The sequence below is a fragment of the Streptomyces sp. NPDC048392 genome, assembly GCF_043200575.1.
Classification (GTDB): Bacteria; Actinomycetota; Actinomycetes; order Streptomycetales; family Streptomycetaceae; genus Streptomyces.
This window is the reverse complement of sequence record NZ_JBICYB010000005.1, coordinates 1-24,593: the sequence shown is the minus strand read 5'-3', so window position 1 is coordinate 24,593 and position 24,593 is coordinate 1. Positions and strand designations below refer to the sequence as shown.

The 24,593-nt window shown below is 71.9% G+C and carries 21 protein-coding genes and 1 pseudogene; 13 read left to right on the top strand and 9 right to left on the bottom strand.

What is annotated here, in order from left to right; genetic code table 11:
* The first annotated feature begins 27 nt into the window (after window positions 1-27).
* Window positions 28-438, top strand: a complete 411-nt coding sequence (locus ACGFYH_RS09945; protein WP_393802632.1) for a VOC family protein — start codon at window positions 28-30, stop codon at window positions 436-438.
* A gap of 67 nt (window positions 439-505) precedes the next feature.
* Here the strand turns inward: ACGFYH_RS09945 and ACGFYH_RS09940 are convergent, their stop codons facing one another.
* From ACGFYH_RS09940 to ACGFYH_RS09930, 3 genes are all read right to left on the bottom strand, one after another.
* Entirely contained in the window at window positions 506-2,089 is a 1,584-nt protein-coding gene (locus ACGFYH_RS09940; RefSeq protein WP_393802631.1) for a sodium:solute symporter family protein, read from the bottom strand.
* A gap of 225 nt (window positions 2,090-2,314) precedes the next feature.
* On the bottom strand, window positions 2,315-4,297 hold the full coding sequence (locus ACGFYH_RS09935) for an MFS transporter (protein ID WP_393802630.1): 1,983 nt from the start codon (window positions 4,295-4,297) through the stop codon (window positions 2,315-2,317).
* A gap of 229 nt (window positions 4,298-4,526) precedes the next feature.
* On the bottom strand, window positions 4,527-7,535 hold the full coding sequence (locus tag ACGFYH_RS09930; RefSeq protein WP_393802865.1) for a D-alanyl-D-alanine carboxypeptidase: 3,009 nt from the start codon (window positions 7,533-7,535) through the stop codon (window positions 4,527-4,529).
* A 204-nt stretch (window positions 7,536-7,739) separates the two neighbouring features.
* Between ACGFYH_RS09930 and ACGFYH_RS09925 the strand changes: the two genes are divergently transcribed.
* From ACGFYH_RS09925 to ACGFYH_RS09915, 3 genes are all read left to right on the top strand, one after another.
* Complete coding sequence (locus tag ACGFYH_RS09925; RefSeq protein ID WP_393802629.1) at window positions 7,740-8,498, top strand: GPP34 family phosphoprotein; 759 nt, start codon at window positions 7,740-7,742, stop codon at window positions 8,496-8,498.
* A 328-nt stretch (window positions 8,499-8,826) separates the two neighbouring features.
* Window positions 8,827-9,684, top strand: coding sequence for a helix-turn-helix transcriptional regulator (locus ACGFYH_RS09920; RefSeq protein ID WP_198601382.1), 858 nt, complete (start codon window positions 8,827-8,829; stop codon window positions 9,682-9,684).
* A 182-nt stretch (window positions 9,685-9,866) separates the two neighbouring features.
* Window positions 9,867-10,058 (top strand): DUF397 domain-containing protein, encoded by a 192-nt coding sequence (locus ACGFYH_RS09915; RefSeq protein WP_007388670.1) that lies wholly within the window; start codon window positions 9,867-9,869, stop codon window positions 10,056-10,058.
* 295 nt (window positions 10,059-10,353) lie between these two features.
* Here the strand turns inward: ACGFYH_RS09915 and ACGFYH_RS09910 are convergent, their stop codons facing one another.
* Window positions 10,354-10,875: a glutathione peroxidase gene (locus ACGFYH_RS09910; RefSeq protein WP_393802628.1), complete on the bottom strand. Its 522-nt coding sequence runs from the start codon at window positions 10,873-10,875 to the stop codon at window positions 10,354-10,356.
* 10 nt (window positions 10,876-10,885) lie between these two features.
* Window positions 10,886-11,869: a transcriptional regulator gene (locus ACGFYH_RS09905; RefSeq protein WP_393802627.1), complete on the bottom strand. Its 984-nt coding sequence runs from the start codon at window positions 11,867-11,869 to the stop codon at window positions 10,886-10,888.
* A gap of 90 nt (window positions 11,870-11,959) precedes the next feature.
* On the opposite strand from ACGFYH_RS09905, the gene ACGFYH_RS09900 reads away from it, so the two are divergent.
* Both ACGFYH_RS09900 and ACGFYH_RS09895 read left to right on the top strand, forming a co-directional pair.
* Window positions 11,960-13,177 (top strand): MFS transporter, encoded by a 1,218-nt coding sequence (locus tag ACGFYH_RS09900; RefSeq protein WP_393802626.1) that lies wholly within the window; start codon window positions 11,960-11,962, stop codon window positions 13,175-13,177.
* 156 nt (window positions 13,178-13,333) lie between these two features.
* Window positions 13,334-14,452 (top strand): PP2C family protein-serine/threonine phosphatase, encoded by a 1,119-nt coding sequence (locus ACGFYH_RS09895; RefSeq protein ID WP_393802625.1) that lies wholly within the window; start codon window positions 13,334-13,336, stop codon window positions 14,450-14,452.
* A gap of 368 nt (window positions 14,453-14,820) precedes the next feature.
* Here the strand turns inward: ACGFYH_RS09895 and ACGFYH_RS09890 are convergent, their stop codons facing one another.
* Genes ACGFYH_RS09890 through ACGFYH_RS09880 form a run of 3 tightly spaced genes read right to left on the bottom strand, consistent with a single transcriptional unit; the run spans window position 14,821 to window position 17,165 of the window.
* Window positions 14,821-15,966 carry an RNA polymerase sigma factor gene (locus ACGFYH_RS09890; protein WP_393802864.1) on the bottom strand — a complete coding sequence of 382 codons (1,146 nt, stop codon included), beginning with the start codon at window positions 15,964-15,966 and terminating at the stop codon, window positions 14,821-14,823.
* 8 nt (window positions 15,967-15,974) lie between these two features.
* Window positions 15,975-16,382: a YciI family protein gene (locus ACGFYH_RS09885; protein WP_393802624.1), complete on the bottom strand. Its 408-nt coding sequence runs from the start codon at window positions 16,380-16,382 to the stop codon at window positions 15,975-15,977.
* A gap of 42 nt (window positions 16,383-16,424) precedes the next feature.
* Window positions 16,425-17,165 (bottom strand): TetR/AcrR family transcriptional regulator, encoded by a 741-nt coding sequence (locus ACGFYH_RS09880; RefSeq protein WP_393802623.1) that lies wholly within the window; start codon window positions 17,163-17,165, stop codon window positions 16,425-16,427.
* A 167-nt stretch (window positions 17,166-17,332) separates the two neighbouring features.
* Between ACGFYH_RS09880 and ACGFYH_RS09875 the strand changes: the two genes are divergently transcribed.
* The 4 genes from ACGFYH_RS09875 to ACGFYH_RS09860 all read left to right on the top strand — a co-directional run bounded on the left by ACGFYH_RS09875 (window position 17,333) and on the right by ACGFYH_RS09860 (window position 21,005).
* Complete coding sequence (locus ACGFYH_RS09875) at window positions 17,333-17,893, top strand: hypothetical protein (protein WP_393802622.1); 561 nt, start codon at window positions 17,333-17,335, stop codon at window positions 17,891-17,893.
* Between the two features lie 410 nt (window positions 17,894-18,303).
* Entirely contained in the window at window positions 18,304-19,107 is an 804-nt protein-coding gene (locus tag ACGFYH_RS09870) for an MBL fold metallo-hydrolase (RefSeq protein ID WP_393802863.1), read from the top strand.
* A 135-nt stretch (window positions 19,108-19,242) separates the two neighbouring features.
* The gene (locus ACGFYH_RS09865; RefSeq protein WP_393802621.1) at window positions 19,243-19,734 is read left to right on the top strand and encodes a hypothetical protein; all 492 of its coding nucleotides are present in this window, start codon (window positions 19,243-19,245) and stop codon (window positions 19,732-19,734) included.
* A gap of 11 nt (window positions 19,735-19,745) precedes the next feature.
* Window positions 19,746-21,005 (top strand): oxidoreductase, encoded by a 1,260-nt coding sequence (locus tag ACGFYH_RS09860; RefSeq protein WP_393802620.1) that lies wholly within the window; start codon window positions 19,746-19,748, stop codon window positions 21,003-21,005.
* A 337-nt stretch (window positions 21,006-21,342) separates the two neighbouring features.
* Here ACGFYH_RS09860 and ACGFYH_RS09855 read toward each other — a convergent pair whose 3' ends face one another.
* On the bottom strand, window positions 21,343-21,909 hold the full coding sequence (locus ACGFYH_RS09855) for a Uma2 family endonuclease (RefSeq protein WP_393802619.1): 567 nt from the start codon (window positions 21,907-21,909) through the stop codon (window positions 21,343-21,345).
* Window positions 21,910-22,381: 472 nt separating this feature from the next.
* Between ACGFYH_RS09855 and ACGFYH_RS09850 the strand changes: the two are divergent.
* The 3 genes and pseudogenes from ACGFYH_RS09850 to ACGFYH_RS09840 all read left to right on the top strand — a co-directional run.
* Window positions 22,382-22,534: pseudogene (locus tag ACGFYH_RS09850) on the top strand (cyclic nucleotide-binding domain-containing protein); the annotation flags it as partial.
* Between the two features lie 583 nt (window positions 22,535-23,117).
* A complete protein-coding gene (locus ACGFYH_RS09845) occupies window positions 23,118-23,486 on the top strand; it encodes a type II toxin-antitoxin system RelE/ParE family toxin (protein WP_393802618.1) in 369 nt (122 codons plus the stop codon).
* Window positions 23,486-23,809: a helix-turn-helix domain-containing protein gene (locus ACGFYH_RS09840; protein WP_393802617.1), complete on the top strand. Its 324-nt coding sequence runs from the start codon at window positions 23,486-23,488 to the stop codon at window positions 23,807-23,809. The genes ACGFYH_RS09845 and ACGFYH_RS09840 overlap by 1 nt, the downstream gene beginning before the upstream one ends.
* Window positions 23,810-24,593: the final 784 nt, after the last annotated feature.

Genomic DNA, 24,593 nt, shown 5'->3' with positions numbered 1-24,593 from the left:
GGGCGGGCCGCGGCTAGCGTGACTGCCATGGACATCAGCATTCACACCACCGTTCTTCCGCACGACGATCCGGACGCGTCCCTCGCCTTCTACCGGGACGTCCTCGGCTTCGAGGTCCGCAAGGACGTCGGGAACGGCAGGATGCGCTGGATCACGGTCGGTCCGGCCGGCCAGCCGGACACCTCGCTGCTCCTGTCGCCGCCCGCCGTCGACCCCGGCATCACCGACGCCGAGCGCCGCACCATCGCCGAGATGATGGCCAAGGGCACCTACGGGTGGATCCTCCTGGCCACCAAGGACCTCGACGGGACCTTCGAGAGGGTCCGTGCCGGAAACGCCGAGATCGTCCAGGAGCCGACCGAGCAGCCGTACGGCATCCGCGACTGCGCCTTCCGGGACCCCGCCGGCAACCAGATCCGCATCCAGGAACTGCGCTGAGCCCGGTCCGGACACGGTGCGGTGCCCCAGCCGCGGACACCGCACCGCACCGCACCGTCGCGCCGCTCTAGTCGCCCACCCGGCTGCGGCCCACCGCGTCGCCCACGGCGCCCGCGGGCGCCGGAACCGCGGCCGCCGCGCCCGAGGCGTCGTCGTCGCCGTCCGTGTTGACCCGCTCGATGATCGCGAGCCGCTCCGGGGTGTCCTCCGGCCGCAGGTAGCCGATCACGATGTACAGGACCAGCGAGACCGCCAGCGGGATGGAGACCTGGTACTCGAGCGGCACCCCGCCCTCCACGTTCCAGTTGATCGGGTAGTTGACCAGCCAGAAGGCGAACAGGCCGAGCCCCCAGCTGGTGAGCGCCGCCGTCGGACCCGAGCGGCGGAAGGGCCGCAGCAGACCGAGCATCATCGGGATCGCGATCGGACCCATCAGCCCCGCGACCCACTTGATCACGACGGTGATGATGTCCTTGAACGCCGGCGAATCGACCTGCGTCGCCACCGCCATCGAGAGCCCGAGGAAGATCACCGTCGTCAGCCGTGCCGCCAGCAGACCGGCCCGCCGTCCCCAGCCGCGCGCCCGTGTCGACAGCACCGGCGCCACGTCACGGGTGAAGACGGCCGCGATCGCGTTGGCGTCCGAGGAGCACATGGCCATGGTGTGCGAGAAGAAGCCGACGACGACCAGGCCGAGCAGCCCGTGCGGCAGCAGCTGCTCGGTCATCAGGGCGTAGGAGTCGGAGCCGTCCGTCTTCTGCGACTCCACCAGCAGCGGCGACATCCACATCGGGAAGAACAGCACCACCGGCCACACCAGCCACAGCACCGCCGAAAGCCGCGCCCCCCGCGCCGCCTCCCGGGCGTTGCGCGTGGCCATGTAGCGCTGGGCCTGGTTGAGCATGCCGCCGTTGTACTCGAAGAGCTTGATGAAGAGGAAGGCCAGCAGGAACACCGTCCCGTACGGGCCGACCAGCGGCTTCGCGTGCCCCTGGAGGGCGGGCTCGTCCCAGACGCCGAAGAAGCCGCCGTGGTCGCCGAGCTTCATGACCACGGCCACGAACATCGAGACACCGGCCAGCAGCTGGATGACGAACTGGCCGAGCTCCGTCAGCGCGTCCGCCCACAGGCCGCCGATCGTGCAGTAGATGCCCGTGATGACGCCGGTGATCAGGATGCCCTGGTTGAGGGAGATCCCGGTGAACACCGACAGGAGGGTGGCGATGGCCGCCCACTTCGCGGCGACGTCCACGATCTTCAGCAGCATGCCGGACCAGGCCAGCGCCTGCTGGGTGGGCAGGTTGTACCGGTTCTTGAGGTACTCCAGCGGCGAGGCCACGTGCAGCCGTGAGCGCAGCCGGTTGATGCGCGGCGCGAACAGCTTGGAGCCGATCGCCACGCCGAGCGCGATGGGGAACGACCACGTCACGAAGGACGTGACGCCGTAGGTGTAGGCGATGCCCGCGTACCCGGTGAACATCACCGCGCTGTAGCCGGACATGTGGTGCGAGATGCCGGACAGCCACCAGGGCATCTTGCCGCCGGCCGTGAAGAAGTCGCTGACGTCGTCCACGCGTTTGTGCGACCAGACACCGATCGCCACCATGACGGCGAAGTAGCCGATCAGCACGGACCAGTCGAGACCGTTCATGTGCCCCCTTCCGGGGTCCGCCTTGTGAACTCCGCTCAGCTGGTTGGCACTTCGCACGAGCGGGGTAGGGGCGAGGCAGGCCGCGAAGTGCCCGCTCATCGTGGGTGCGTCGACGCGGGCACGACAAGGAAGGGGCGGGTCAAGAGGGGGTAAAGATGTTCGGCTTGCTGACCTCTGTTCATCTACGTGAACAAGAGCGCGAGTGGGGCCACCGCGGGCGGTGGGCTACTCCGACTCCTCCGGGCACGGCGTGCCCCGCTGCAGCCCGTACGGCGCGGCCAGCCGGTACGTGCCCTCCCGGGGCGCCACCAGCCACGTCCACTTGTCGCCCTCGGCGGTCTCCTCCGTCTCCGTCACGCAGCCGTTGACGTTGTCGTACGTCTTCGGCGTGCCCTCCGGGGCCTTCTTGGAGGCCTCCGTCTCCCGGGGCGCCTCGAGCTTGTTGCCCTCGGCGTCGACGAGGCTCAGCCACGGCGAGTACGGCACCCGGACCAGGATCCGGCCCGGCTCCTTCACGTCGATCGTCCACTCGCCCTGCTCGGCGCGCTGGACCTCCGCGTTCGGCTCCGCCAGCGGAGTCGGGTTGACCACCTGGAACAGCTGCCAGTTGGCGTCGCCCCAGATCTGCTTCAGATACGGCAGCCCCTGCTGCACCAGCTCCCGCTCGCGCTCGCCGCCGTCTCCGTCCGGCTCGTCCTTGGGCAGCACCACGAAGTGCACGGCCCAGCGCTTCAGCCACTCGTGGTAGTTCGCCGAGTTGAGCGTGTCGTCGTAGAAGAGCGGGTTGCGCTCCATGTCGGCCTGGCGGGTCCAGCCGCGGGCCAGGTTCACGTACGGCGCGAGCGCCGAGGCCTCCCGGTGGGAGCGGGCGGGTACGGCCTCCACCCGGCCCCGCCCCGCGCCGACCTCCTGCAACTCGTTGACGAGCGGCGCCAGCTCGCGCGCCCAGGAGGCGGCCGGCGTGGTGTGGACGATGTCGTCGGCCGACTTGAAGCCGATCCAGCCGACGAAGCCGGCGAGGGAGACCACGAGCGCGTACCACTTGCGCGACCTCGGCACCGTGAACGGCAGCGCCGCCACCAGCGCCACTCCGGCGAAGAGCATGGGGAGGCGGGTGATGTTGGAGCCGATCTGGGAACTGATCAGCCAGACCAGCAGCACGGACAGGCCGTAGACCGCCGACGTGATCCGCACGGTCGTCCAGGTGCGCGGCACGAACGCGTACACCAGACCCGCGTACAGGATGGGCAGCACCGCCGAGCCGAACGACATCGGCTGCGTTCCGGAGAAGGGGAACAGCCAGGCCGAGAGACCGACGACCACGCTCGGGGCCAGCCCCAGGGACCAGGCGCCCGGTCGGCGCTTCTGCAGGAAAAGGGCGACCGCCACCAGGCCCACGAACAGGCCCGCGACCGGCGAGGACATGGTCGACAGCGCGGCCAGCGGCGCCGCGCACAGGCCCTTGGCCCAGCGTTCGTGCCGCCAGCGGTACGGCCAGCAGAACACCGCGGCGACCGCGCCGAGACCGAACATCATGCCGAGACCGAACGTCACCCGCCCCGACGCCGCGTTGCCCAGCAGCGCGAACAGGCCCGCCAGCGACGCCCACAGCGGATTGCGGACCACCCGGCTGCGGATCAGGAGCATCGTCAGCAGCCCGGCCGACAGCGTCCCCGCGATCATCATCGTCGTCCGCACGCCGAGCACCGACATCAGATACGGCGAGACCACGCTGTACGACACCGGGTGCATACCGCCGTACCAGGCGAGGTTGTACGCCGAGTCCGGGTACCGGCCGACGAACTCCGCCCAGGCGTCCTGCGCCGCGAGGTCGCCGCCGCTGTTCGCGAACGTGAAGAACCAGACGACGTGGAGGACCCCGGCCAGAACGGTCACCGACAGCACGGGGTGGCGCAGCATGCGTTCGCGCAGGGCCAGGAAGGCGGCGTTCACCGCCGACGGCGCTTCTGGAGCCGCAGGCCCGGGTCCGCCGGACTCGCCTCCCGCGGACTCCGCTCCGGCGGACTCCGGTCCCGAAGACCCGGGCTCACCGTCGCCGTCCGCCGGGTCGGGTCCGGCGGACCGTCCGCTCTCCGTGCTCTCCGTGCTCGCCCCGTCGTCTCTCCGGGGCGCGGGTACGCGTGGTCGCGGCCCGGCTCCCGGGCCCGGATCGGCGTCGTCGGCGCGTGTCGGCTCCGCAGTGGCCACCTGAAGGCACTCCCCGTGTCCCGTGTTCTTCTTTCGGGCCGTGTCCCGTTCCCGCGACCGACGACCTGCCCCGTTTCGTGACGCTAGCACGCACGCCCGCACCGTGGCTTCCTCCCTTTCGGGACCCCGCGGGAGCTTCCCGCGCCCTGCCACCCCCGAGGACGCGAACGCCCCCGCGGCAGGTGACCGCGGGGGCGCGGGGCGTCGCTCGGACCGGACGGGCCGGCGGTCAGCCCAGGCGGGTCAGCTTGGCCGGGAAACCGGGCTCGACGAGGTCGTCGCGCAGGGCCACCGGCACCTTCACGGCGCCGCTGGTACCACCGTCGCCGACCGTGAGGGTGCCGACCTCGGTACCGGCCTTCGCCGTGTGCGGAACCTCATCACCGTCGAACGTCAGCTTCACGGTCAGTCCACCCCAGCCGACGGCCTTGACGTCCTGCGTGGCGACGACCGGTGTACGGCCGCCGAGACCGTCGTCGACGTACCCGACGATGCTCCCCTTCTCCAGGATGGTCGACGACTTCAGGGTGTCCTGCGCGGCCCGGATCAGCTTGTCGCCGGAGTCCAGCGCGGCACCGAGGATGGTGTTGTCCGGGCCGCCGGCCGGCTGGCGCACCACGGCGCCGATGATGGTCCGGGTCTCCCCGCCGACCTCCTTCTTCGCCGCGAAGACGAGGTTGCCGAGCGCGGAGGTGGTGGTGCCGGTCTTGATGCCGACGACGTCGTTGTGGCCGACCAGGTGGTTCCAGTTGGAGTGGTTGACACCCTTGTAGTCGTCGTACGACATCATCGTGGCGACCTCGCGGAACGCGGGCTGCTTCATGGCCTCCTTGGCCAGCTTCACCTGGTCCACGGCCGTGCTCACCGTCGTGTTGTCCAGCCCCGACGGGTCCGTGTACGTCGTGTTGGTCATGCCGAGGTCCTTCGCGGCGGCGTTCATCTTCTCCACGAACGCCTTCTCGGACCCCGCGTCCCAGCGGGCGAGGAGCCGCGCCACATTGTTCGCGGACGCGATCAGGATGCTCTCCAGGGCCTCGCGCTGGGAGATCGAGTCGCCCTCGAACACGTTGACCGTCGACTCCTGGCCGGCCTGCGACTGGTCCTCCGCCGCCTGGTCGATCCTGATCTCGGGACCCTCGGCGCCGCTCTTGAGCGAGTGGTCGCGCAGGATGACGTACGCGGTCATGACCTTGGCCACGCTCGCGATCGGCACGGGCTTCTGGTCGCCGGACGAGCCGAACGACCCGATGCCCTGCACGTCGAGCGCCGCCTGCCCGCTGGACGGCCACGGGATCTCCGGCTTGCCGCCGTCGAACGTGAAACTGTCCTTCGCCGTGAGGTCCAGGGTCGGCGCGGGCAGCGGGCGCATGGACTGGGCGACGCCGAAGGCGATCAGCAGCAGGATGACCAGCGGCGTCCAGATCTTGACCCGGCGCACCGTCGTCCGCAGCGGGGTCTGCGGGGGCGGCGGGGTGTTCGTCAGCTCCGCCAGCAGGTCCAGCGGCGGCTTGGGCGGCAGCGGCTGCTGAGTGGTCCGGTCGGGCCCGACGTGCGGCACGGCGGCGGTGGGCCCGGTACGGGGCGTCTGCGGCGCCTTGGGCGCCTCGGTCGCGGTCGACTGGGCCCGCGAGGTCTGCGGCGGCTGCGGCGGCTTGCGGGTCGCCGGGTCGTCCGGGTGCCGCAGCGCCACGAACTTGCTGGTCCGCTCGGCATCGCCGTCGGACCGGCCGGCGCCGGCGCCCTGGCCGCCCTTCCTGGACGCGGCGGCGGCGTCGCCCAGCTTCAGCGTGGTCGTCGCCTGATCGACAGCGGGCCGCGGCGCCTTGAACACGGCAGTGGGCTGATCAACCTGCCGCTCACCAACCTCCCCGGCGGAGACGCCGGGACCCGAGCCCGAGCCCGGCTCCGAGGCGTCCGTACGTGTGTCTGCGTCCGCGTCCGCGTCCGGGGCCGCCCCCGTGCCTGCACCTACGTCGTCCGAGCCGGAAGCGGCCGTCGAGGCGGAGCCCCGGTCCGAGGCCGCGTCCGTGCCCGAGGCGGGGCCCGGGGCCGGGTCCGAGGACCTGTCCGCGTCCGAGCCGGAGGCGGAGGCCGGGACCGGTGCCGAGCCGGACGCCGGGCCCGCGTCCCCGAGGGGACCCGTGTCCGAGCCGGAGGCTGCGACCGGGGCCGAGACTCCATCCGAGTCCAAGCCGGACGTGGAACCGGACGTGAAGCCGGAGGCCGGGCCGGGCGTGGAGCCGGACGAGGAGCCGGAGGCCGGGCCGGGCGTGGAGCCGGAGGCCGGGCCCGAGGCCGGGCCGGAGTCCGAGCCGGACGTGGAACCGGACGAGGAGCCGGAGGCCGGGCCGGAGTCCGAGCCGGATGTGGAACCGGGCGTGGAGCCGGAGGTCGGGCCCGAGGCCGGGCCGGACGTGAAGCCGGAGGCCGGGCCCGAGGCCGGGCCGGACGTGAAGCCGGAGGCCGGGCCCGAGGCCGGGCCGGACGTGAAGCCGGAGGCCGGGCCCGAGGCCGGGCCGGAGTCCGAGCCGGACGTGGAACCGGACGAGGAGCCGGAGGCCGGGCCCGAGGCCGGGCCGGATGTGGAGCCGGAAGCCGGGTCCGGACCGGAGGCGGCGCGTGCCGGCCCGCCCGGGGCCGAGCCGGGCGCCGAGGCCGGACCCGAGCCGGTGCCGGCGGAGCCCGCTGCGGCGTCGCCGTCGGCCTCCTCGGGCTTCTCGGAATCCTCCTGGGGGCCGTCCTGACCACCCTCGGCGCCCTCGGCGGGCGTCTCCGCGTCCCCGGCCCCCCGCGCGTCGGCGGCGGCACGCTCGTCCGCGGTGGCCACCCAGGCAGCGACGGCGTCCCGCAGCCGCCCGTCGTTCGGGACGGCCGGCGACGGGGGGCCGCCCCCGGACGCGTCGGACTTCTCCGGCGCGGCGGACGGGTCCGGCGTATCGGCCGCCCCGGAGCCGCCGGCCGGTTCGGACGCCTCGGACGCGCGGTCCTCGCCGGAGGCCTCGGCCTCCGCCTCCGCTTCCGCCTCGCGGACCGACAGCACCCGGGTCGCCGTGTCGACGCCACCGCGGGACCCGGCGGCCCCCGCGGAACGCTTCGCGTCCTCCCGTGCCACCGGCAACCGCGGATCACGCGGCTCGCTCGCCTCGGTCCTGGCTTCGGGAACCGGACCCGCGCTCCCCGACGTCGGTTCTTCCGACGACTCGCGCTGCTTCGACCTGTCGGGGGACTCGCCCGCCACCGATGCCTCCTCCATGCGCCGCACATCCTGTGCGCGCTACCGATCCCGTACCGAAACCATCTACCAGTGTCCTGTGTACGGGGGGAACCCACGCGGTAGACGAGAACGACATACCTGCTGGTTCCACTACGAAGCGGTCACGCACCCTCGACAGACCAATGTGAGAGGGGTCACCCTGTCTGTCATCCACGCGGGGAGGCATGGATGGGCAGGAGCCGCAGAACACTTCCGGAAGAGCTTCTGCTGCTGGCGTTGGACCCGACCACGGGTACCACCGCACAGCCGCAGTCGCTCGACCTCGGTCTGGCCGGAGCACAGCTGGTGGAGCTGGCGCTGGCCGGACGGATAGCCCCAGACGGGGATCGTATCGCCGTGGTGGCCCCACGGCCGACAGGAGATCCAACACTCGACTGCGCGTTGGAGTTGCTGCGAAGGCGTGGCGCTCCCGTACGGGCGGTCAACTGGATCGGCGGGCCCCGCCTGGGGCTGCGCCAGACCTATCTCTCGCATCTGGAGCGCTGCGGCATGGTGCATGCCGTGGAGGGCCAGATGTGCGGGGTGCTGCCGACGACTCGCTACCAGGCGACGGAGACGGCGATCAGCAGGGAGATCAAGGCCCGTCTCGACTCGGCGATCCGCACCGGCGTTCCGCCGGACCCGCGGACCGCGGCGCTCGCCGCGCTGGCCCACGCGGTCGGTCTCGGCAAGCACCTCTACCCGGGCAACGAAGGACGCTCGTCGCGGTCCCGACTGCGGGACCTCATCAGGCACGACCCCATGGGCGGACTGGTGGCGCACGCGGTGATGGACGTCCAGAACGGTGCTGCGGCCCAGCCACGCCGCAGTCCGGCCCCGGTCGGCCGCCAGGCCCCGGGCCCGGGGGCCAGGACCGCCCCGGAACCCGCCCGCGGTGTTCCGGCACAACCGCGCCACGGATCCATGGCGCGAGCGGTGGCCCACTGAGCACACCGAGCGGATCGAGCACATCGAGCACATCGAGCACGCTGAAGTACCGCACCGCCGCACCGCCGCACCGTCAGTCCCCAAGCCCGGTCACGGGAGCCGCGGGTCCGCGCGGGGCGGCGGAACCGACCGTACGTCCGGTATGCCCGGACCGCGCCAAGGTTCCGCCGCCCCGCGCGGCCGCGTGTGAGGGTGGAGCCCCGAACTGGCGTGTACGCGGCGCATATCGACCGTTTCCCAGCGGTAGAAAGCACCTTGGTGGCAGTCTGCTCAGCAGCAGATACACAAAGTGGCAAGTATGAGTCACGCAGCCGGAGGTGCACGTCCCGTGGCGTCGAGTGTCAATCCCACCGTAAGGCGGCGTCGGCTGGGCCAGGAGCTGCGCCGGCTCCGCGAGCTCAAGGGCATGACGGCCGAGGAGGTCGCCGAGCGGCTGCTGGTCTCGCAGTCGAAGATCAGCCGCCTGGAGAACGGCCGGCGCAGCATCAGTCAGCGGGACGTCCGCGACCTGTGCGGGGTGTACGAGGTCGAGGACCAGCGGATCGTCGACTCGCTGATGCAGATGGCGAAGGACTCGCGCCAGCAGGGCTGGTGGCACGCCTTCGGGGACATCCCGTACAGCGTCTACATCGGTCTGGAGACCGACGCGGAGTCGCTGCGGACCTACGAACCCCAGATCATCACCGGCCTGTTGCAGACCCGGCCCTACGCCGAGGCCCTCATCCAGGGCGCGTTGCCCGAGACGTCGGTCGCCGACGTCGAGAAACGGGTGCAGGTCCGCATACGGCGGCAGGAGCGCATCTCCGCCGACCACAACCCGCTGCGGCTGTGGGTGGTCCTCGACGAGGCGTGCCTGCACCGGGTGGTGGGCGGCAGGCAGGTGATGCGGGAGCAGTTGGAGCACGTGGCCGAGATGTCGCAGCTGCCGCACATCACCGTGCAGGTGCTGCCGTTCGACGTCGGGGCGCACCCCGGCATCAACGGCCAGTACTCCATCCTGGAGTTCGCCGACACGGCCGACTCCAGCGTGGTGTACATCGAGGGCGTGACCAGCGACCTCTATCTGGAGAAGGCGCCGGACGTACAGAAGTACACGGTGATGTACGAGCATCTGCGGGCGCAGGCCCTGAACGTGGAGCAGTCACGGCAGCGCATCGAGGACGTCGCGAAGGAGTACGCGCGCTGAGGCCCGGTGCGGGCGGGATGGTACACCCCAGCCACGCAGCACTGGAAGAGTGAACTGGAATATGCCATCCGGTCGAGTGAATGGCTGCTCCGTCAGGGGAGGCCAACGAGTAGCGTCGATCACGCCAAAGATCACACGTCATTGGCGTGAACCGCACTCAGCAACCGGCCATCGGAGCAGACATGGCAATTCTTCAGGGCGCTCAGGAATCATGGACCAAGTCCTCCTACTCGGGAGGAAACGGCGCGTGCGTCGAGGTCAGGTCACCGGTCGTGGCGGCACTCGCCGTCCGCGACTCCAAGGTGACCGGTGGGCCGGTCCTGGCGTTCCCCGCCGACGCGTGGAACACCTTCGTGACCTCGGTCAAGGAGTAGCGCCTCCGCGCGCCATCCGTACCGCAGGCGGAGCCCTCTCGACCAGTTCGCCGACCTTGCCGAGAGGGCTCTGTCCAGCCCCGGCCGTTCCGTCCCGGCCGTCCGTCACGCGGACCGGACCCCACTCACCTCGCCGGTGACGCCACGTCGCCCGCCGGGCCCCCGCGGCCCGCAGCCTCCCAGTCGGTGAGCTACACCTCGCGGCACGGTCCCGCCACCGTCAGGCCGTGCGCGGCGATCCACCGGGCTTCCCCCAGGGACGGGGTCGACCCGGTCGACCGGCCGGCCCGCGGGCTCAGCCCGCCAGGTGCGCCTCCACGGCCGCCACGACCTCGGCCGCCTCGGGCCCGGTCTGCGGCGAGAACCGGGCGGCGACCTTGCCGTCCCGCCCGATCAGGAACTTCTCGAAGTTCCAGCGGATGTCCCCGCTGTGTCCCTCGGCGTCGGCGAAGCCGGTCAGGCGGTCGTACAGCGGATGCCGGCCCTCCCCGTTCACCTCGACCTTCTCGGTCATCGGGAAGGTGACGCCGTACGTCGCCGAGCAGAACTCGGCGATCTCGTCGGCGCCGCCCGGCTCCTGGCCCATGAACTGGTTGCACGGCACGCCCAGCACGGTGAACCCCCGCTCCGCGTACCGCTCGTGCAGTCGCTCAAGGCCGGAGTACTGCGGGGTGAGTCCGCACTTGGAGGCCACGTTGACCACCAGCACCACCCGGCCCGCGTACTGGGAGAGGTCTGCGGTCCCGCCCTGCAGGGCGCCGATCCCGACGTCGAGGGGCAGGCTGTCGTCGTTCCGTGTGTTCGGTGAGGTCGTCATGGCACGGATGCTAGTCCGGCGCGACGCGGTCCCCGTCTCCCGCCTCGACGAGCACCTCCCCGGCCGGTGTCCGCGAGTACAGCACCGACCGGCCCGCCCGCCACCGCTCCACCAGTCCCGCGTCGAGCAGCACCCGCAGGTGCCGCCCGACCGACCCGAGTCCCTGCCCGGTCACGCCGACCAGCTGACTGGTGCTCATCGGGGTGCCGAGCAGCGTCAGCACGCCCGCGCGGGCCGGCCCGAGCAGCGCGCCGAGCGCGGCGGGAACCCGCCGGGCGCCGCCGTCCGCGAGGGCGCCCGCGCACGGGTAGACCACCGCGTACCGCTCGGGCTCCTCCCACGACACCCAGCCGTGCCGCTGCGGAGTGATCGGTACGAGGACCAGCTCGGCCCCGGACAGCTCGCGGGGCGGGTACGGGTTCAGGTTGATCTGGAGCCGGCTGCCGCCCAGCCAGCGGGTGCCGGGCCGCAGCGCGTCCAGCACGGCCGCCCAGCCGCCCCGGCTCACCTGCGCCGTCCGCGCGACGACATCCGCCTCCAGAACACGACGGCGTCGGTCCCAGTCCGGCCGTACCGCCTCGGCCCACACGTCCTCCAGCAGCGCGGCGGCCCGATCGGGCAGGTCGTCGCGGTCCAGGGCGGCGGGCAGCACGCCCCCGAGGGAGACCGCCAGGTCGGCGCGGGCCTCCTCGGGACAGACCGACCGGATCCGCGCGACGCCCTCCTCGAAGGTCTCGCCCTCGCGCGGGGCGGGGGTGAGGAAGTCGGCGATCCACTCCCGGCCGAGGCCCGTGCGGACCAGCAGCGCGGTCACCGGGTCGGCCGCGAGCCGGCGCCGGTGGGCGGGCAGGTGGGTGTGGAGCCAGGCCCGTTCGCCGGGGTGCCCGGCCACGTCGGCGTGCAGCAGCTTCAGACAGGCGAAGGTCTCGGCGAGCGGGGAGACGACGAAACGGCTGCGGGCGAGCGTGTCGGCGTTGACCTGCCACCAGCCCATGCGACCCCGATCCCGGCCATGCCCCCGGCGACGTTTCGCCTCCGCGCGAAACAATACCGGTCGCACTCCGCACCGCCCCAGACTCCCCGCATGCCGGACACGCCCCGCAGGACCTACGCGGGACTCTTCCGCACCCCCGAATTCGGCCCCCTCTTCCTGTCCTCCTCCGCGAGGATCGCCGCCCAGACGGTGAGCGGCCTCGCCCTGGGCACGCTGGTGTTCCGGACCACGGACTCGCCGCTGCTGTCGGCGGTCAGCATGTTCGGCCCGGCGCTCGCCCAGGTGTTCGGTGCCACGTTCTTCCTCTCCGGCGCCGACCGGCTGGCCCCGCGCGCCACGCTGGCGGGCCTCTCGCTCGCCTTCGCCGCCGCCACCGCGGCTCTCGCGCTGCCCGGCCTGCCGGTCTGGGCGATGCTCGCCATCGTCCTCGTCGAGGGGATGCTCGCCTCGCTCGGCGGCGGGGTCCGCTGGGGTCTGCTGACCGAGATCCTCACCAAGGACGGGTACCTGGCGGGGCGTTCGCTCTTCAACATGATGAGCGGCGTCATGCAGATCGCCGGATACGCGGCCGGCGGCGTCCTGGTGATCCTGCTGTCGCCGCGCCTGTGCCTGCTGCTGGCGGCCGGTCTGTTCGGCACCTCGGCCGCCCTCGACCTCCGCCTGACCCGCCGCCCGCCCCGCGCCTCCGGCCGCCCCTCCGTGCGGGCCACCTGGCGCACCAACGCCCTGCTGTGGTCGGCCCGCCCACGCCGCCACGTCTACCTGGCCCTGTGGATCCCCAACGGCCTCGTCGTCGGCTGCGAGTCCCTGTACGTCTCCTACGACCCCCGCGCCGCGGGCACCCTGTTCGCCTGCGCCGCGCTGGGCATGCTGGCCGGGGACCTGACGGTCGGCCGACTGCTGCCGGCCCGGCTGCGCCCGCGCCTCGGCATCCCGCTGCTGGTCCTGCTGGCCGCGCCGTATCTCGTCCTCTGCCTGCGCCCACCCCTGCCGCTGACCGCCGTACTGGTCGCGCTGGCCTCCGTGGGCTTCGGCGCGAGCCTGGTGCAGCAGGAGCGCCTCGTCGCCCTGACCCCCGGCGAAGTCTCCGGGCACGCCCTCGGACTGCACTCCGCCGGGATGCTCACCATGCAGGGCGTCGGCGCGACCCTGGCCGGCACGGTGGCCCAGTTCAGCTCACCGGCGACGGCCATGACCGTGATGGCCCTCGCCTCGCTCGCGGTGACGCTCACACTGACGGTGGCGAGCCGGCGGAACGCGGCCGACGGCGGACTGCTGCCGACGCGGGTGGCGGTACGGTCCGCGTGACGAGCCGGTGCGGCGGCGCGACTCGGCCCCGATCGGGTCAAGGACCGCCCGGAGAAGTCCCGTGCGCCGCGGCCCTTGCATAGTCTAAGAGACTGGGGAGGGAAGCCTGGGGACAAGGAGAGGGCGACTCCTGACCGCTGCGACACCGGAGTAGTCATGACCGTGAAGAAGTCGCCGTCCGGTTTCGCGGCACTTTCCTGGATGCCCGTCGCGGCCATGACCGTGGTCGCCGCCGTGGACGTCACGGCCGGACCCGGGGTGGGGCTGCTGCCACTGGTGTCGCTGGGACCGGCCTTCGCCGGACTGGTCGGCGGCTGGCGGCGCACCGCCGTGATCGGACTGGCCGCGCTGCTGCTCTGCGTCGGCCTCGGCTTGTACAACGGACTCTTCGACCGGCCCCGCGGCTACACCGCCATGGCGGCGGTGGCCGGCGTGACCGGCGTCGGCATCGCGGCGGCCGTGATGCGCTCGCGCCGCGAGGCGGAGCTGGCCGGCGTGCGCTCGATCGCGGAGGTGGCCCAGCGGGTCCTGCTGCGCCCGGTACCGCTGACCGCGGGCCCGCTGCACGCGGCGGTCTCCTACACCTCGGCGCTCGCCGAGGCCCGGATCGGCGGCGACCTGTACGAAGTGGTGGCCTCGCCGCACGGCGTCCGGGTGATCGTGGGCGATGCCCAGGGCAAGGGCCTGGCCGCGGTGGGGACCGCGGCCAGGGTCCTCGGCGCGTTCCGGGAGGCGGCGTACGACGAGAAGGACCTCGTCAGACTCGGCGAGCGGCTAGAGCGCAGCGTCGCCAGGGAGCGGGAGGACGAGAAGTTCGTGACCGCGATCCTCGTCGAGATCGGCTACGACCATCAGGCCGTCCTCCTCAACTACGGCCACCCGGCGCCGATGCTCGTCCACCGCGACGGCACCGCCGACTTCCCCGAGCCGCCCGCCCACGCCCTCCCGCTGGGCCTGGCCGCGCACGTCGGCCCCGGCCCCGAGCCGTTCCCGGTGCCCTTCCGCCCCGGTGACCAGCTGCTCCTCTACACAGACGGCGTCACGGAAGCCCGTGACGGGCAGGGCGGCTTCTACCCCCTCGCCGAGCGCGCCCACCTCCTGAGCGAGCCCGACCTCCACCGCGCCCTGGACGCCCTGCGCGAGGACCTCGTACGGCACGCGGCGGGGCCCCAGCACGACGACGCGGCGATGCTGCTGCTGCGGTACCGGGGACAGGACGGCCGGACGGCGGTGGAGCGAGCGGCCCGCGAAGGCCGGGGCCCGGACCCGGCGTGAGAGCGCTCGGGCCCGGCGCGCCCCGGCGGACGCCATGCCGAGCCACCGGACCCGGTGTGAGAGCGCTCGGGCCCGGCGCGCCCCGGCGGACGCCATGCCGAGCCAGGTGCGCGGCCCGCCCTCCCGGCACCGGCCGAGCGTCGGGCGCGCGCTCGCCCTCTTCCGTCCACGCACGACCAGTGGCCCTGCGCCGCGCCCGCAACCCGCCCCGACGTCGCAGAGGCTGACCAGCGGGTCTTCCACGGCATGGCCATCGCCCTCGCCGTCGGCTGCTTCCGCGCGCCGCGGCACCCGGGCTCCCGGGCGGCCGTACGTGAAGCCGCCGCCCGGTGAGGCCGGTGCGCGCCCGTCGGCCCCGGAGGGACCGATCAGCGGCGCCCATGGGAGTTGAGGCGGGCGGCCTGTAGCGTCAGGTGGTCGCGCTCGGCGATGTTGGGCGCCTTGCGGGCCGCCTCGGCGTAAAGCCGCGCCGCCGCGTCCAGGTCGCCGTCGCGCTCGTGCAGGTACGCGGCCACCGCGGTGTGCCGGGGCAGCGCGTCGTCCAGCGCCGCGAGTGCCGCCAGACCGGCGCGCGGGCCGTCGGCCTCCCCGACGGCCACCGCGCGGTTGAGCCGGACGACGGGACTGTCGGTCAGGCGGGTGAGCTCGTCGTACCACTCCACGATCTGCACCCAGTCGGTCTCCCCGGCGGTGGGCGCGTCGGCATGCAGGGCGGCGACGGCGGCCTGGGCCTGGAACTCGCCCAGCCGGTCCCGGGCGAGCGCCCCCTGCAGGATCTCCACGCCCTCGGCGATCGACGCGGTGTCCCACAGCCCGCGGTCCTGCTCGGCGAGCGGCACCAGGCCGCCGTCGGGCGCGGTCCGCGCGGCGCGCCGCGCTTGGTGGAGCAGCATCAGCGCGAGGAGCCCCGCCACCTCCGGGTGGTCGACGGCGACCGCGAGCTGCCGGGTGAGCCGGATGGCCTCGGCGGCGAGGTCGACGTCACCGGAGTAGCCCTCGTTGAAGACGAGATAGAGGACCCGCAGCACGGTGGCGACGTCGCCGGGCCGGTCGAACCGTACACCGGACACGGTGCGCTTGGCCCGGCTGATCCGCTGCGCCATGGTCGCCTCGGGCACCAGGTAGGCCTGGGCGATCTGCCGCGTGGTCAGACCACCGACGGCACGCAGCGTGAGCGCGACCGCGGAGGACGGCGTCAGCGAGGGATGGGCGCACAGGAAATAGAGCTGGAGCGTGTCGTCCACGTCCGGTGCCGGGCCGGGCCCCGGTTCCTCCTCGACGCGGTCCTCGCGCCGGCGGCGGGCCGTGTCGGCGCGGGTCGCGTCGAGGAACCGCCGCCAGGCCACGGTGACCAGCCAGCCCTTGGGATCCCGCGGCGGCTCGGCCGCCCACACACGGACCGCCTCGACCAGCGCGTCCTGGACCGCGTCCTCGGCCGCCGCGAAGTCGGCGCCGCGGCGGACGAGGACGGTCAGCACGCTGGGCGTGAGGCTCCTGACCAGAGCCTCGTCCATCGTCCTGGTCACTCCGTGACGGTCGGGGGCGAGGCCATGAAGGGACGCAGTTCCAGCCACTCGTGGATCGGCTTCCCGCCCGCGCCCGGGGCGGCCGACAGCTCCCCGGTCAGCTCGACGGCGCGCTCGTAGCTGTCGACGTCGATCACCATCCAGCCGGCGATGAGGTCCTTGGTCTCGGCGAACGGTCCGTCGGTGACCGGCGGCCGCCCCTCACCGTCGTACCGGACCCAGGCCCCCTCGGGCGCGAGCGCCTGCCCGTCGACGAACTCCCCGGTCTTCTCGAGCCGGTCCGCGAAGTCCTGCATGTACTTCATGTGGGCCGAGACCTCCTCCGGCGTCCACTGGTCCATCGGCGCGCCGTTCACGGGTGCCGGGGCGCCTCGGTAGTGCTTGAGCAGCAGGTACTTGGCCATGGTGCGTCTCCTTGGTGCCGGTGCGGTCCATTGTGGCCGCCTTCACCCCTGGGACGGAGCGGGACGCGGGTTCTCGACACGGGAGGACGGCCGGTCCGGGGTTTTTTCCAGCACCTCTTTCAGCACGCCTTCCACGCCGTGCAAGAAGGTCCCGGACACCAGCTCCGGGTCGAAGAGACACCCGGCCGCCATCGCACCGTCCCGCAGCATGACAAGGTGCCGCCCGGCGGCATGGGCGGCATGGGCGGCATGGGCGGTATCGGCGGCTTGGGCGGCCTCGGCGGTATCGGAGGCTTGGGCGGCTTCGGCGGCGGCACGGCCGGGTGCGTCGCCGTCGCCGTCGCCGGCCCGCGCCAGCAGCTCCGTGACGGTGTCCAGGAACCACTGCCGGTGGGCCAGTACGGCCTGGTGCACCGGGTGGGCGGGGTCGGGGTACTCGGCGACCGCGTTGAGGAAGGCACAGCCGCGGAAACCGGGGGACCGGATCCCGTCGACGATCGACCGCGCGACGGCCCGGACCTGCCCGGCGGCCGTCGGGCTACTGGCGACGGCCGCGGCCACCTGTCCCCGGATCCCCCGGTCGGCCTGGTCGAGGTAGGCGAGGATCAGATCCTCCTTGCCCGAGAAGTGCCGGTACAGCGTGGCCCGGGTGACGTGCGCCTCGGCGGTGATCCGGTCGATGCCGACGGAGTGGATGCCCTCCGCGTAGAAAATCCTGGTGGCGGTGCCGAGCAGCCGGGCTCGCGCTTCGGAGGGGGTGCGGGCTTCTGCACTCGGACTCATGCGGTCCACCGTACCAAGAGGGCGAGGTAGAACGTTCGGTCTTGACAGTGGGACGGGAACCCTCTTGACTCAAGCACAAGACCGAACGTTCTACCTCTTCGCATCTCGAGTCCCAGGTCTCGGGTCTCACGTCTCATGTCGCCGTACGCCCACCGAAAGGCACTCCTGTGGACACGCTCGTCGCACCACTCGCCGGCGTCCCCGCCACCCTCCGGAAGCTGTACTTCCTGCGCTTCGCGTTCGCCGCCGTATGGGCCGCACTGGTGTTCACCACGGCCGACGCGCTGGGCCCCCTGAGTACGACGCTGCTGCTGGTCTATCCGCTGTTCGACGTGGCTGCCGCGATCGTCGACGTCCGGTCGGCCAGGGCGAACGGCGGCCCGGCCCCGGCCCTGTACGCCAACATCGCGATCAGCTCCCTGACGGTCATCGCCCTCGTGGTCGCGACCACGTCCGGCATCCCGGCCGTGCTGCGCGTCTGGGGAGCGTGGGCCGTCACCGCGGGCATCGTCCAGCTCGTCGCGGGCGCCCTCCGCCGCCACCTGGGCGGCCAGTGGCCGATGATCATCAGCGGCGCCATCTCGACGCTCGCCGGCCTCTCGTTCATCACGCAGGCCGGCGCGGACGATCCCTCGCTGGGGAGCCTCGCGGGGTACGCCTTCCTCGGGGGCGTCTTCTTCCTAGTCTCGGCGCTCCGCCTGTCCCGGGCCGTCGGCCGCCCGGCCTGAACGGGCCGCCCGGCCTGAACGGGCCGCCTGTCCGGGGCGGCGGGCCGCCCGGCCTGACCAGAGGTGTGACTCCGCGCCCTTCGAGCACTCGGGCAGTGCCGGGGGGAGCCGCGAGCGACGGAAGGGAACCGGCCGTGGACCACCACTCCCCCGACCCACCCGAGCCGACGGGTCCGTCCGAGCCTCCCGAGCCGACGGGTCCGTCCGAGCCTCCCGAGCCGACGGGTCCGTCCGAGCCTCCCGAGCCGACGGGTCCGTCCGAGCCGTCGGGGCCGACCGGGCCGCCCGAGCCGATCGGGCGTCCCGGACCGCCCGGGTCGCTCGACCCGCCCAGGTCGCCCGGGCCGCCCAGGTCGCCCGGGCCGCCCGAGCCGACCGGATGGCCTGAGCCGCCCGACGGTGTCGCGGAGATCCAGTTCATCGGCAACGCAACCCTGCTGATCCGCTACGGAGACCTGACGCTCCTGACCGACCCGAACTTCCTCCACCGCGGACAGCGGGCCCACCTCGGTTACGGGCTGGTCTCGCGCCGGGTGACCGAGCCGGCCCTCGAGGTGACGGAGCTGCCGCACGAGGACCTGGACGCCGTAGTCCTCTCCCATCTGCACGGCGACCACTTCGACCGGGTGGCCCGACGCGGGCTCGACCGGGGCCTGCCGTTCCTGACCACCCCGCACGGCTCCCTCCTGCTGCGGAACCTGCACGGCTTCCACCGCGCCACCGGCCTGCGCACCTGGCAGAGCCACACCCTGCGCCACGGTGACTCCACCGTCCGCGTCACCTCACTCCCCGGCCGCCACGCGCCCGGCCCGGCCCGCTACCTGCTGCCGCCGGTGATGGGCAGCCTGCTGGAGTTCGGCGACCGCTCGGGCGAGACCCGGCTGGTCCTCTATCTCTCCGGCGACACGCTGATGTACGACGGTCTGCGCGAGATCGCCGCACGGTACCCGGACATCCATCTGGCGGTCCTGCACCTCGGCGGCACGACCCTCCCCGGGGGCCTCGTGGTCACCATGGACGCCGAGCAGGGCGCCGACCTGCTCGACCTGCTGCGCCCACGCCGAGCGCTGCCCGTCCACTACGACGACTACACCGTCTTCCGCTCCCCGCTGGAGGACTTCCTCGCGGAAGCCGGCCGCAGGGGCCATGCCACCCGCCTGGTGCGCTGCGCCCCCGGCGAGCGGGTGACCGTCGGCGCCGAGCCCACCGCTTGACGCACGACGGGTAGGAGGCGGGAGGAGGCGTGGCCGAGGAGGGCGCGGCACACGGCTTGTCCGGCACGTCGTGGCACCGGGAAGGCGGGGAGCGGCCTTGTCCGCCACGTCGTGGCCCCGGCAAGATCGTGGATCGTGCGCCTCAACGAACTCAACGCCCATGAACGCCGGTTGTGGAACGCCTTTCCGCAGGGGCACCCGGTCGACGTCCGGCTCGACCCGGGCGCCGGACACGCCCCACATGACCCGCACGACCCACATGACCCGGGCGACCCGCACGACCCGCACGACCCGGGCGACCCGGGCGACCTGCACGACCCGGGCGACCCGGGCGACCCGGGCGACCTGCACGACCTGCACGACCCGCACGACCCGGGCGGCCCGGGTGACCCGGCACCGCCGGCCGCGTCGATCCGGGCCGACGTCATGGCGGCACTGTTGCTGGGCGCCGACACCGGACACACGCACACTCCCGGTGACCGCCCCGCCCTGCGTCTGACCGGCGCGCGCATCACGGGCCGTCTGGATCTCCGGTTCACCGAGACGGCCGTACCGGTCCTCCTGACCGACTGCCGCTTCGACGAGCACCACTCCTGCGGGGCGCCCGAACCCGCGAGTTGGTCATGACGGACTGCGCCATGCCGGGTTTCGTAGCCGACACGGCGCAGATCGACGCCCGGCTGGTGCTCTCCCGCTGCCGCCTGACCGGCCCCCTCGTGCTCACCCGCACGCAGATCAACGGAGACCTGGACCTGCGTGACACGGCGATCGGCTTTCCGTCCGGCGAGGCCATATCGGCCATCCACGCCCGGGTCGGCGGCGACGCGCTCTGCACGAACCTGTCGGTCGAGGGGGCGTCCCGGCTGTCCGGCGCGTCCATCGACGGCGAGTTCGACCTGGAGGGCGCCTCGCTGCGCAACCCCGGCGGCAACGCCCTGGACGCCTACCACGTCCGGGTCACCGAGGATTTCACCTTCCACCCGGGGTTCAGCGCCGAGGGCCGGATCATCCTCTCCGGTGCCACGGTCGCGGCGGCGATCGGCTTCTGCGGGGCCCGGCTGAGCAACGCCGGTGACATCGCCCTGGAGGCGGTCGACGTCACGGTCGACCGCAACTTCGACCTCGGCCGTGGTCTCACCGTCGACGGCGCCGTGAAACTCGACGGCACGCGCGTCGGTACGGAACTCAGCCTCCGAGACGCGGAACTGACCCACACCGCCGGGACGGCGCTCTCCCTACGGGCGATCCAGGCACGCGAGACCGACCTGCGCACCCGGCGGCCGATCGACGGAGCGGTGGACGCGCGCAACGCCCGGCTGGGCACGCTGTACGACGCCCAGGACACCTGGCCCGCCGACCTCCGCCTGACCGACACGACATACGACGCCCTCGCCATCCCCCTGCCGGCCGCCGAACGAGTCCGCTGGATCCGCCGCACGACCGGCGGCTACCTCCCCCAGCCGTACGAGCAACTGGCGGCGGCCTACCGCCGACTCGGCCACGAGGACGAAGCGCGCACGGTCCTCCTGGCCAAACAACGCCACCGCCGCGGCACCCTCCCCGCGCACACCCGACTCTGGGGCCACGTCCAGGACGTGGCCGTCGGCTACGGCTACCGGCCACTTCGCGCGGGCCTGTGGCTGCTGGCCCTGCTCGTCTGCGGAGCCCTGTACTACGCCCTGCACACCCCCGCCCCCCTCGAAACCGGCAAGGCGCCACCCTTCAACGCCGTCTTCTACACCCTCGACCTGCTGGTACCGATCATCACCTTCGGCCAGGAAGGCGCCTTCGCCCCACGAGGCCCCGGCCAGTGGCTGGCCTACGCCCTGATCGCGGCGGGCTGGATCCTGGCCACGACGGTCACGGCGGGCATCTCCCGAGCGGTCAGCCGCCAGTGACCGACGCCTGCTCCCAGCCCGAATAGGGCGCCTCCCTGGAGAGGAAGCCCCAGGTCAGAGCGTCATGTGCTGTGCCCCGCCCCCGGCAGCAGGATTCGAACCTGCGACACTCACTTCAGAGCTTCCCCTGGGCGGGGCTGTGACCTGTGGAAACGGTGGCCGCAGGGCGCCTGGCCTGGATCGAATCCATGCCAAGGGGTGCCCGGCGCTGCCGCGCGGTGCTGTTTCCCCAGGTCAGAGCCATGCGTCGAGCCACTTGATCCGGCTCGTGCCGCCCTGTACCGGGCGGTCCGCTCACGCATCGCTCACGCGCTGCCGGCTGCTGAGCGGCGCGTGGTCAGACCTGCCCGAGGTCGATCTCCACGAGGAAGGGGGCCGCTGCCTTGAGGACGCCGGTGAACACGTCTCCGTCCCGGTAGGTCTTCGTCGCGGGGTCGAGAACGTAGGTGTACACGAGAGGGACGCCTGTAGCGGCCTGCTCGATCCGCCAGTAGAAGCCGATGCCTGCCTTGGCGTACTGGTCGACCTTCACGATCCGGTCGGTGGTCTCCGAACCGGGCGACACCACCTCCGCGACCAGCAGCACGTGCTCAGGGCGGGTGGGGGTGATGTCGATCGTGTCTGCGCGGTACACGACGACGTCCGGGCGGCGATTGGTGAGCGGGACGTCCTGAAGCCGGACGTCGAAGCCCGTGTCGGCGTTCCACTCCGGGCCCGCGGCGGCATCCAGGGCGTTCGCCAGAATCCGGGCCAGCCGGTTGTGCCGCTTGGAGGCACTCGGACTCACGACGGCCATCCCGTCCACGATCTCGATACCGGCGCACTGATCCTCGGACCAGGAGTCGTACTCCTGCGCCGTGATCTGCTCGTGCATCCACGCCGGGGCCACCATCTCGGCCGTCATGAAGCACCTCCCGGACACTGTGCTGCGGGCCCGATCCCGGTGGATTCAGCGTACTGCCTGCCCCCCGTCCGGCACGCTGATCTCACTCACGCCCCTCCCGTCCGCCGGTATCGGCGCAGCAGTCGAGGCCACTGCACGGGCGCTCATCGATCTGGTGTGCCCCCCTGGCGCGCGCCTGGCGCATCAAGTGGACCATCCGCACACTCTGCCCTGGTCCCCTGACAACTGCTTCTCTGGAGCAGCTGGTTCGCACGGATCAGAAGCAGACCAAAGTGGTGCGGAGAAGGAGAGGAGCGCTCTTGACGCCGCAGTCCCCGTCCCAGGGCCCGGAAGGGTGGCCCGCCCGCAGCTTCCTCGGTGGCATGTCGAAACCCGTCCGTACCAAGCAGCTCGGGATCGGTACCCGCTGCCGTTACCTGCCCGAGGACATCCTGATCCGCGAGCTGATCCGCGAGGGTGATTCCTCCACCACGTGGTTCTCTTGCGCTCCGGATTCGTCAAGGTCACCGCTCGCCTGGACAACGGCCACGAGTCCTTGCTCGCCATCCGTGTCGGAGGGGACATAGTCGGCGAGACGGCCACCATGGACGACGGTGCGCCGAGGTCGGCCGCGGTCACCGGCTGCGGAGAGATCGTCGCCGGCATCGTCCGCGAGTCCGACCTCCGGGCGTTCCTCGAATCCCATCGCCAGGCGGCGCGCGCAGTCAACCGGATCGTCGTGCGGCGGCTGCGCTGGTCGAACCAACGGCGAGTGGAGTTCGGGGGTATCCCGTCAAGGTGCGGCTTGCCCGCGTGCTCGCCGAGCTGGCGACCCACGAGGTGGCGGACGGGACGCCGTTCCAGGTGCTGGAGCGGCGAGTGGATGTCAAAGGCGCGGCAAGGCACGGATATCCGTACCTGCCGCGCCTTTGATCTGGTGCCCCCGGCAGGATTCGAACCTGCGACACCCGCTTTAGGAGTTTTCTCCGGGCGGGGCTGTGACCTGCGTAAACGTCTGCTGCTCGCTGTCTGGCCTGGGGAAACTCGACTCGGCAGTTCTCAAGTGTTCGCGAGGCTTCCCGGCCTCATGTGTGCCGAATCCGTTCTGGACCGGCTAAAGGCAGCGACCCATTCGGGTGGGTTGAGGTGGCAGCGCGGCCTGGGGCGGCGCAGCTCCGAGGTTCGCGGCGGCTTGCGTTATGCATTTGGAGGTATATACCGTTGATCGCATGACGGAGCGGTGGGAGATCGAGATCGAACCCGAGGTACGGGATTGGCTGGAGCTGCTTCCGTTCCGCCTCTACCGGCGGGTCGAGGACAAGACGGATCGACTTCTGGACGAGCCGACGACCCTCGGCGAGCCGTACTCGCGGCACCTGGGTGGCAAGCTGCGTGAGCTCCGCTTCGAGTTGGACGCCGAAGCCGTACGCATCCCGTACTGGCCCGCGCCAGGACAACGGATCGTGCTGCTGACGGTCTTCCGTAAGACGAGGATGCGTGAAGCGGCGGAAGTCGAGCGTGCGCACCAGGCCCAGAAGGTCTGCGAGGCCGAGCATGGCCACGCCCAGCACACGTACGAGCGGCGCAAGGAGAGCTGATGAATCACAGCACGTGGAGGACGCGCCGGGCTCGGCAGCTTGCGGGTGAGACGGTGGAGTACGACCAGGAGTACGTCGACGCGCGGCTGGCCGGCGATCTTGGACAAGCGGTCTACAACCGTCGGATCGAGCTCGGCCTGTCCCAGGCGGACCTGGCAGAGCGGGCCGGGATGACTCAGCCCCAGGTCTCCCGGATGGAGGGCGGCGACACCGTGCCGACTCTCCCGCTGCTGCGGCGCTTGGCCAAGGCCCTGGAGGGCACGCTGAACCTGACCATCGACGAAGACGACTCGCATGTCACCTTCACCCCGCACGCCGCCTGAGCCACCGGAAGGGCGCTGTCGGCCATAAATCCCGAAGGGCACTCACGAGAGTTCGCGGGTGCCCTTCTTCTGTGCCCCCGGCAGGATTCGAACCTGCGACACCCGCTTTAGGAGTTTTCTCTGACCAAGGTCGTGACCTGGGGAAACTCCGCCATGACCGCGTTTGACCTAGAGAAACATATCTCGGTGGTTCTTGCAGGTTCTCAGGGTTTCCCGGCCTCATGTGTGCTGAATCCGTTCCGGGCCGACTGCAGGGGGCGACCTCGTGCCACAGGTCGCGGGCGCGCGCGGCGTGGCCAGGGGGAGGCACAAGACGCGGAGGAGTACGCGCCCGTGTGGTGGATCATCACCCCTTTCACGGGGCCCCAGTTGCCGTGCTGGTCGCGGTTGTGGGTGCGCCAGGATCTGTGTTCGACAACGCCAGGTCGTGCGTTTTTGAGAACGGACAGGAACTTGTCCGCGGACAGAGGGGTGGCCACCTTCGCTTCACCTTCACCCGGTGCGTCAGGGGCGGTCGGCCGTGCCCGGGGGCGCCGGACCGGTCCCTCAAGGACGAAGGGCACTTCGCTGCCGGCGGAGGGCCGTCCTGACAGCGGCCGGAGTCTAACGGCTCCCCGCGGCTTACCCACCTCGTCGGATCTGCCGCCAGGAGGGCCAAAAACAGGAGATGGCAGGACGAAGGTCCACTAGGTCCTGTCTGAAATTCGGATCATGAGTTCGCGGGAACGCCTGCGCGTGACGCATCACTGCTGGTAGGCAAGTGGCCATGGCGCGAGGCGATCTC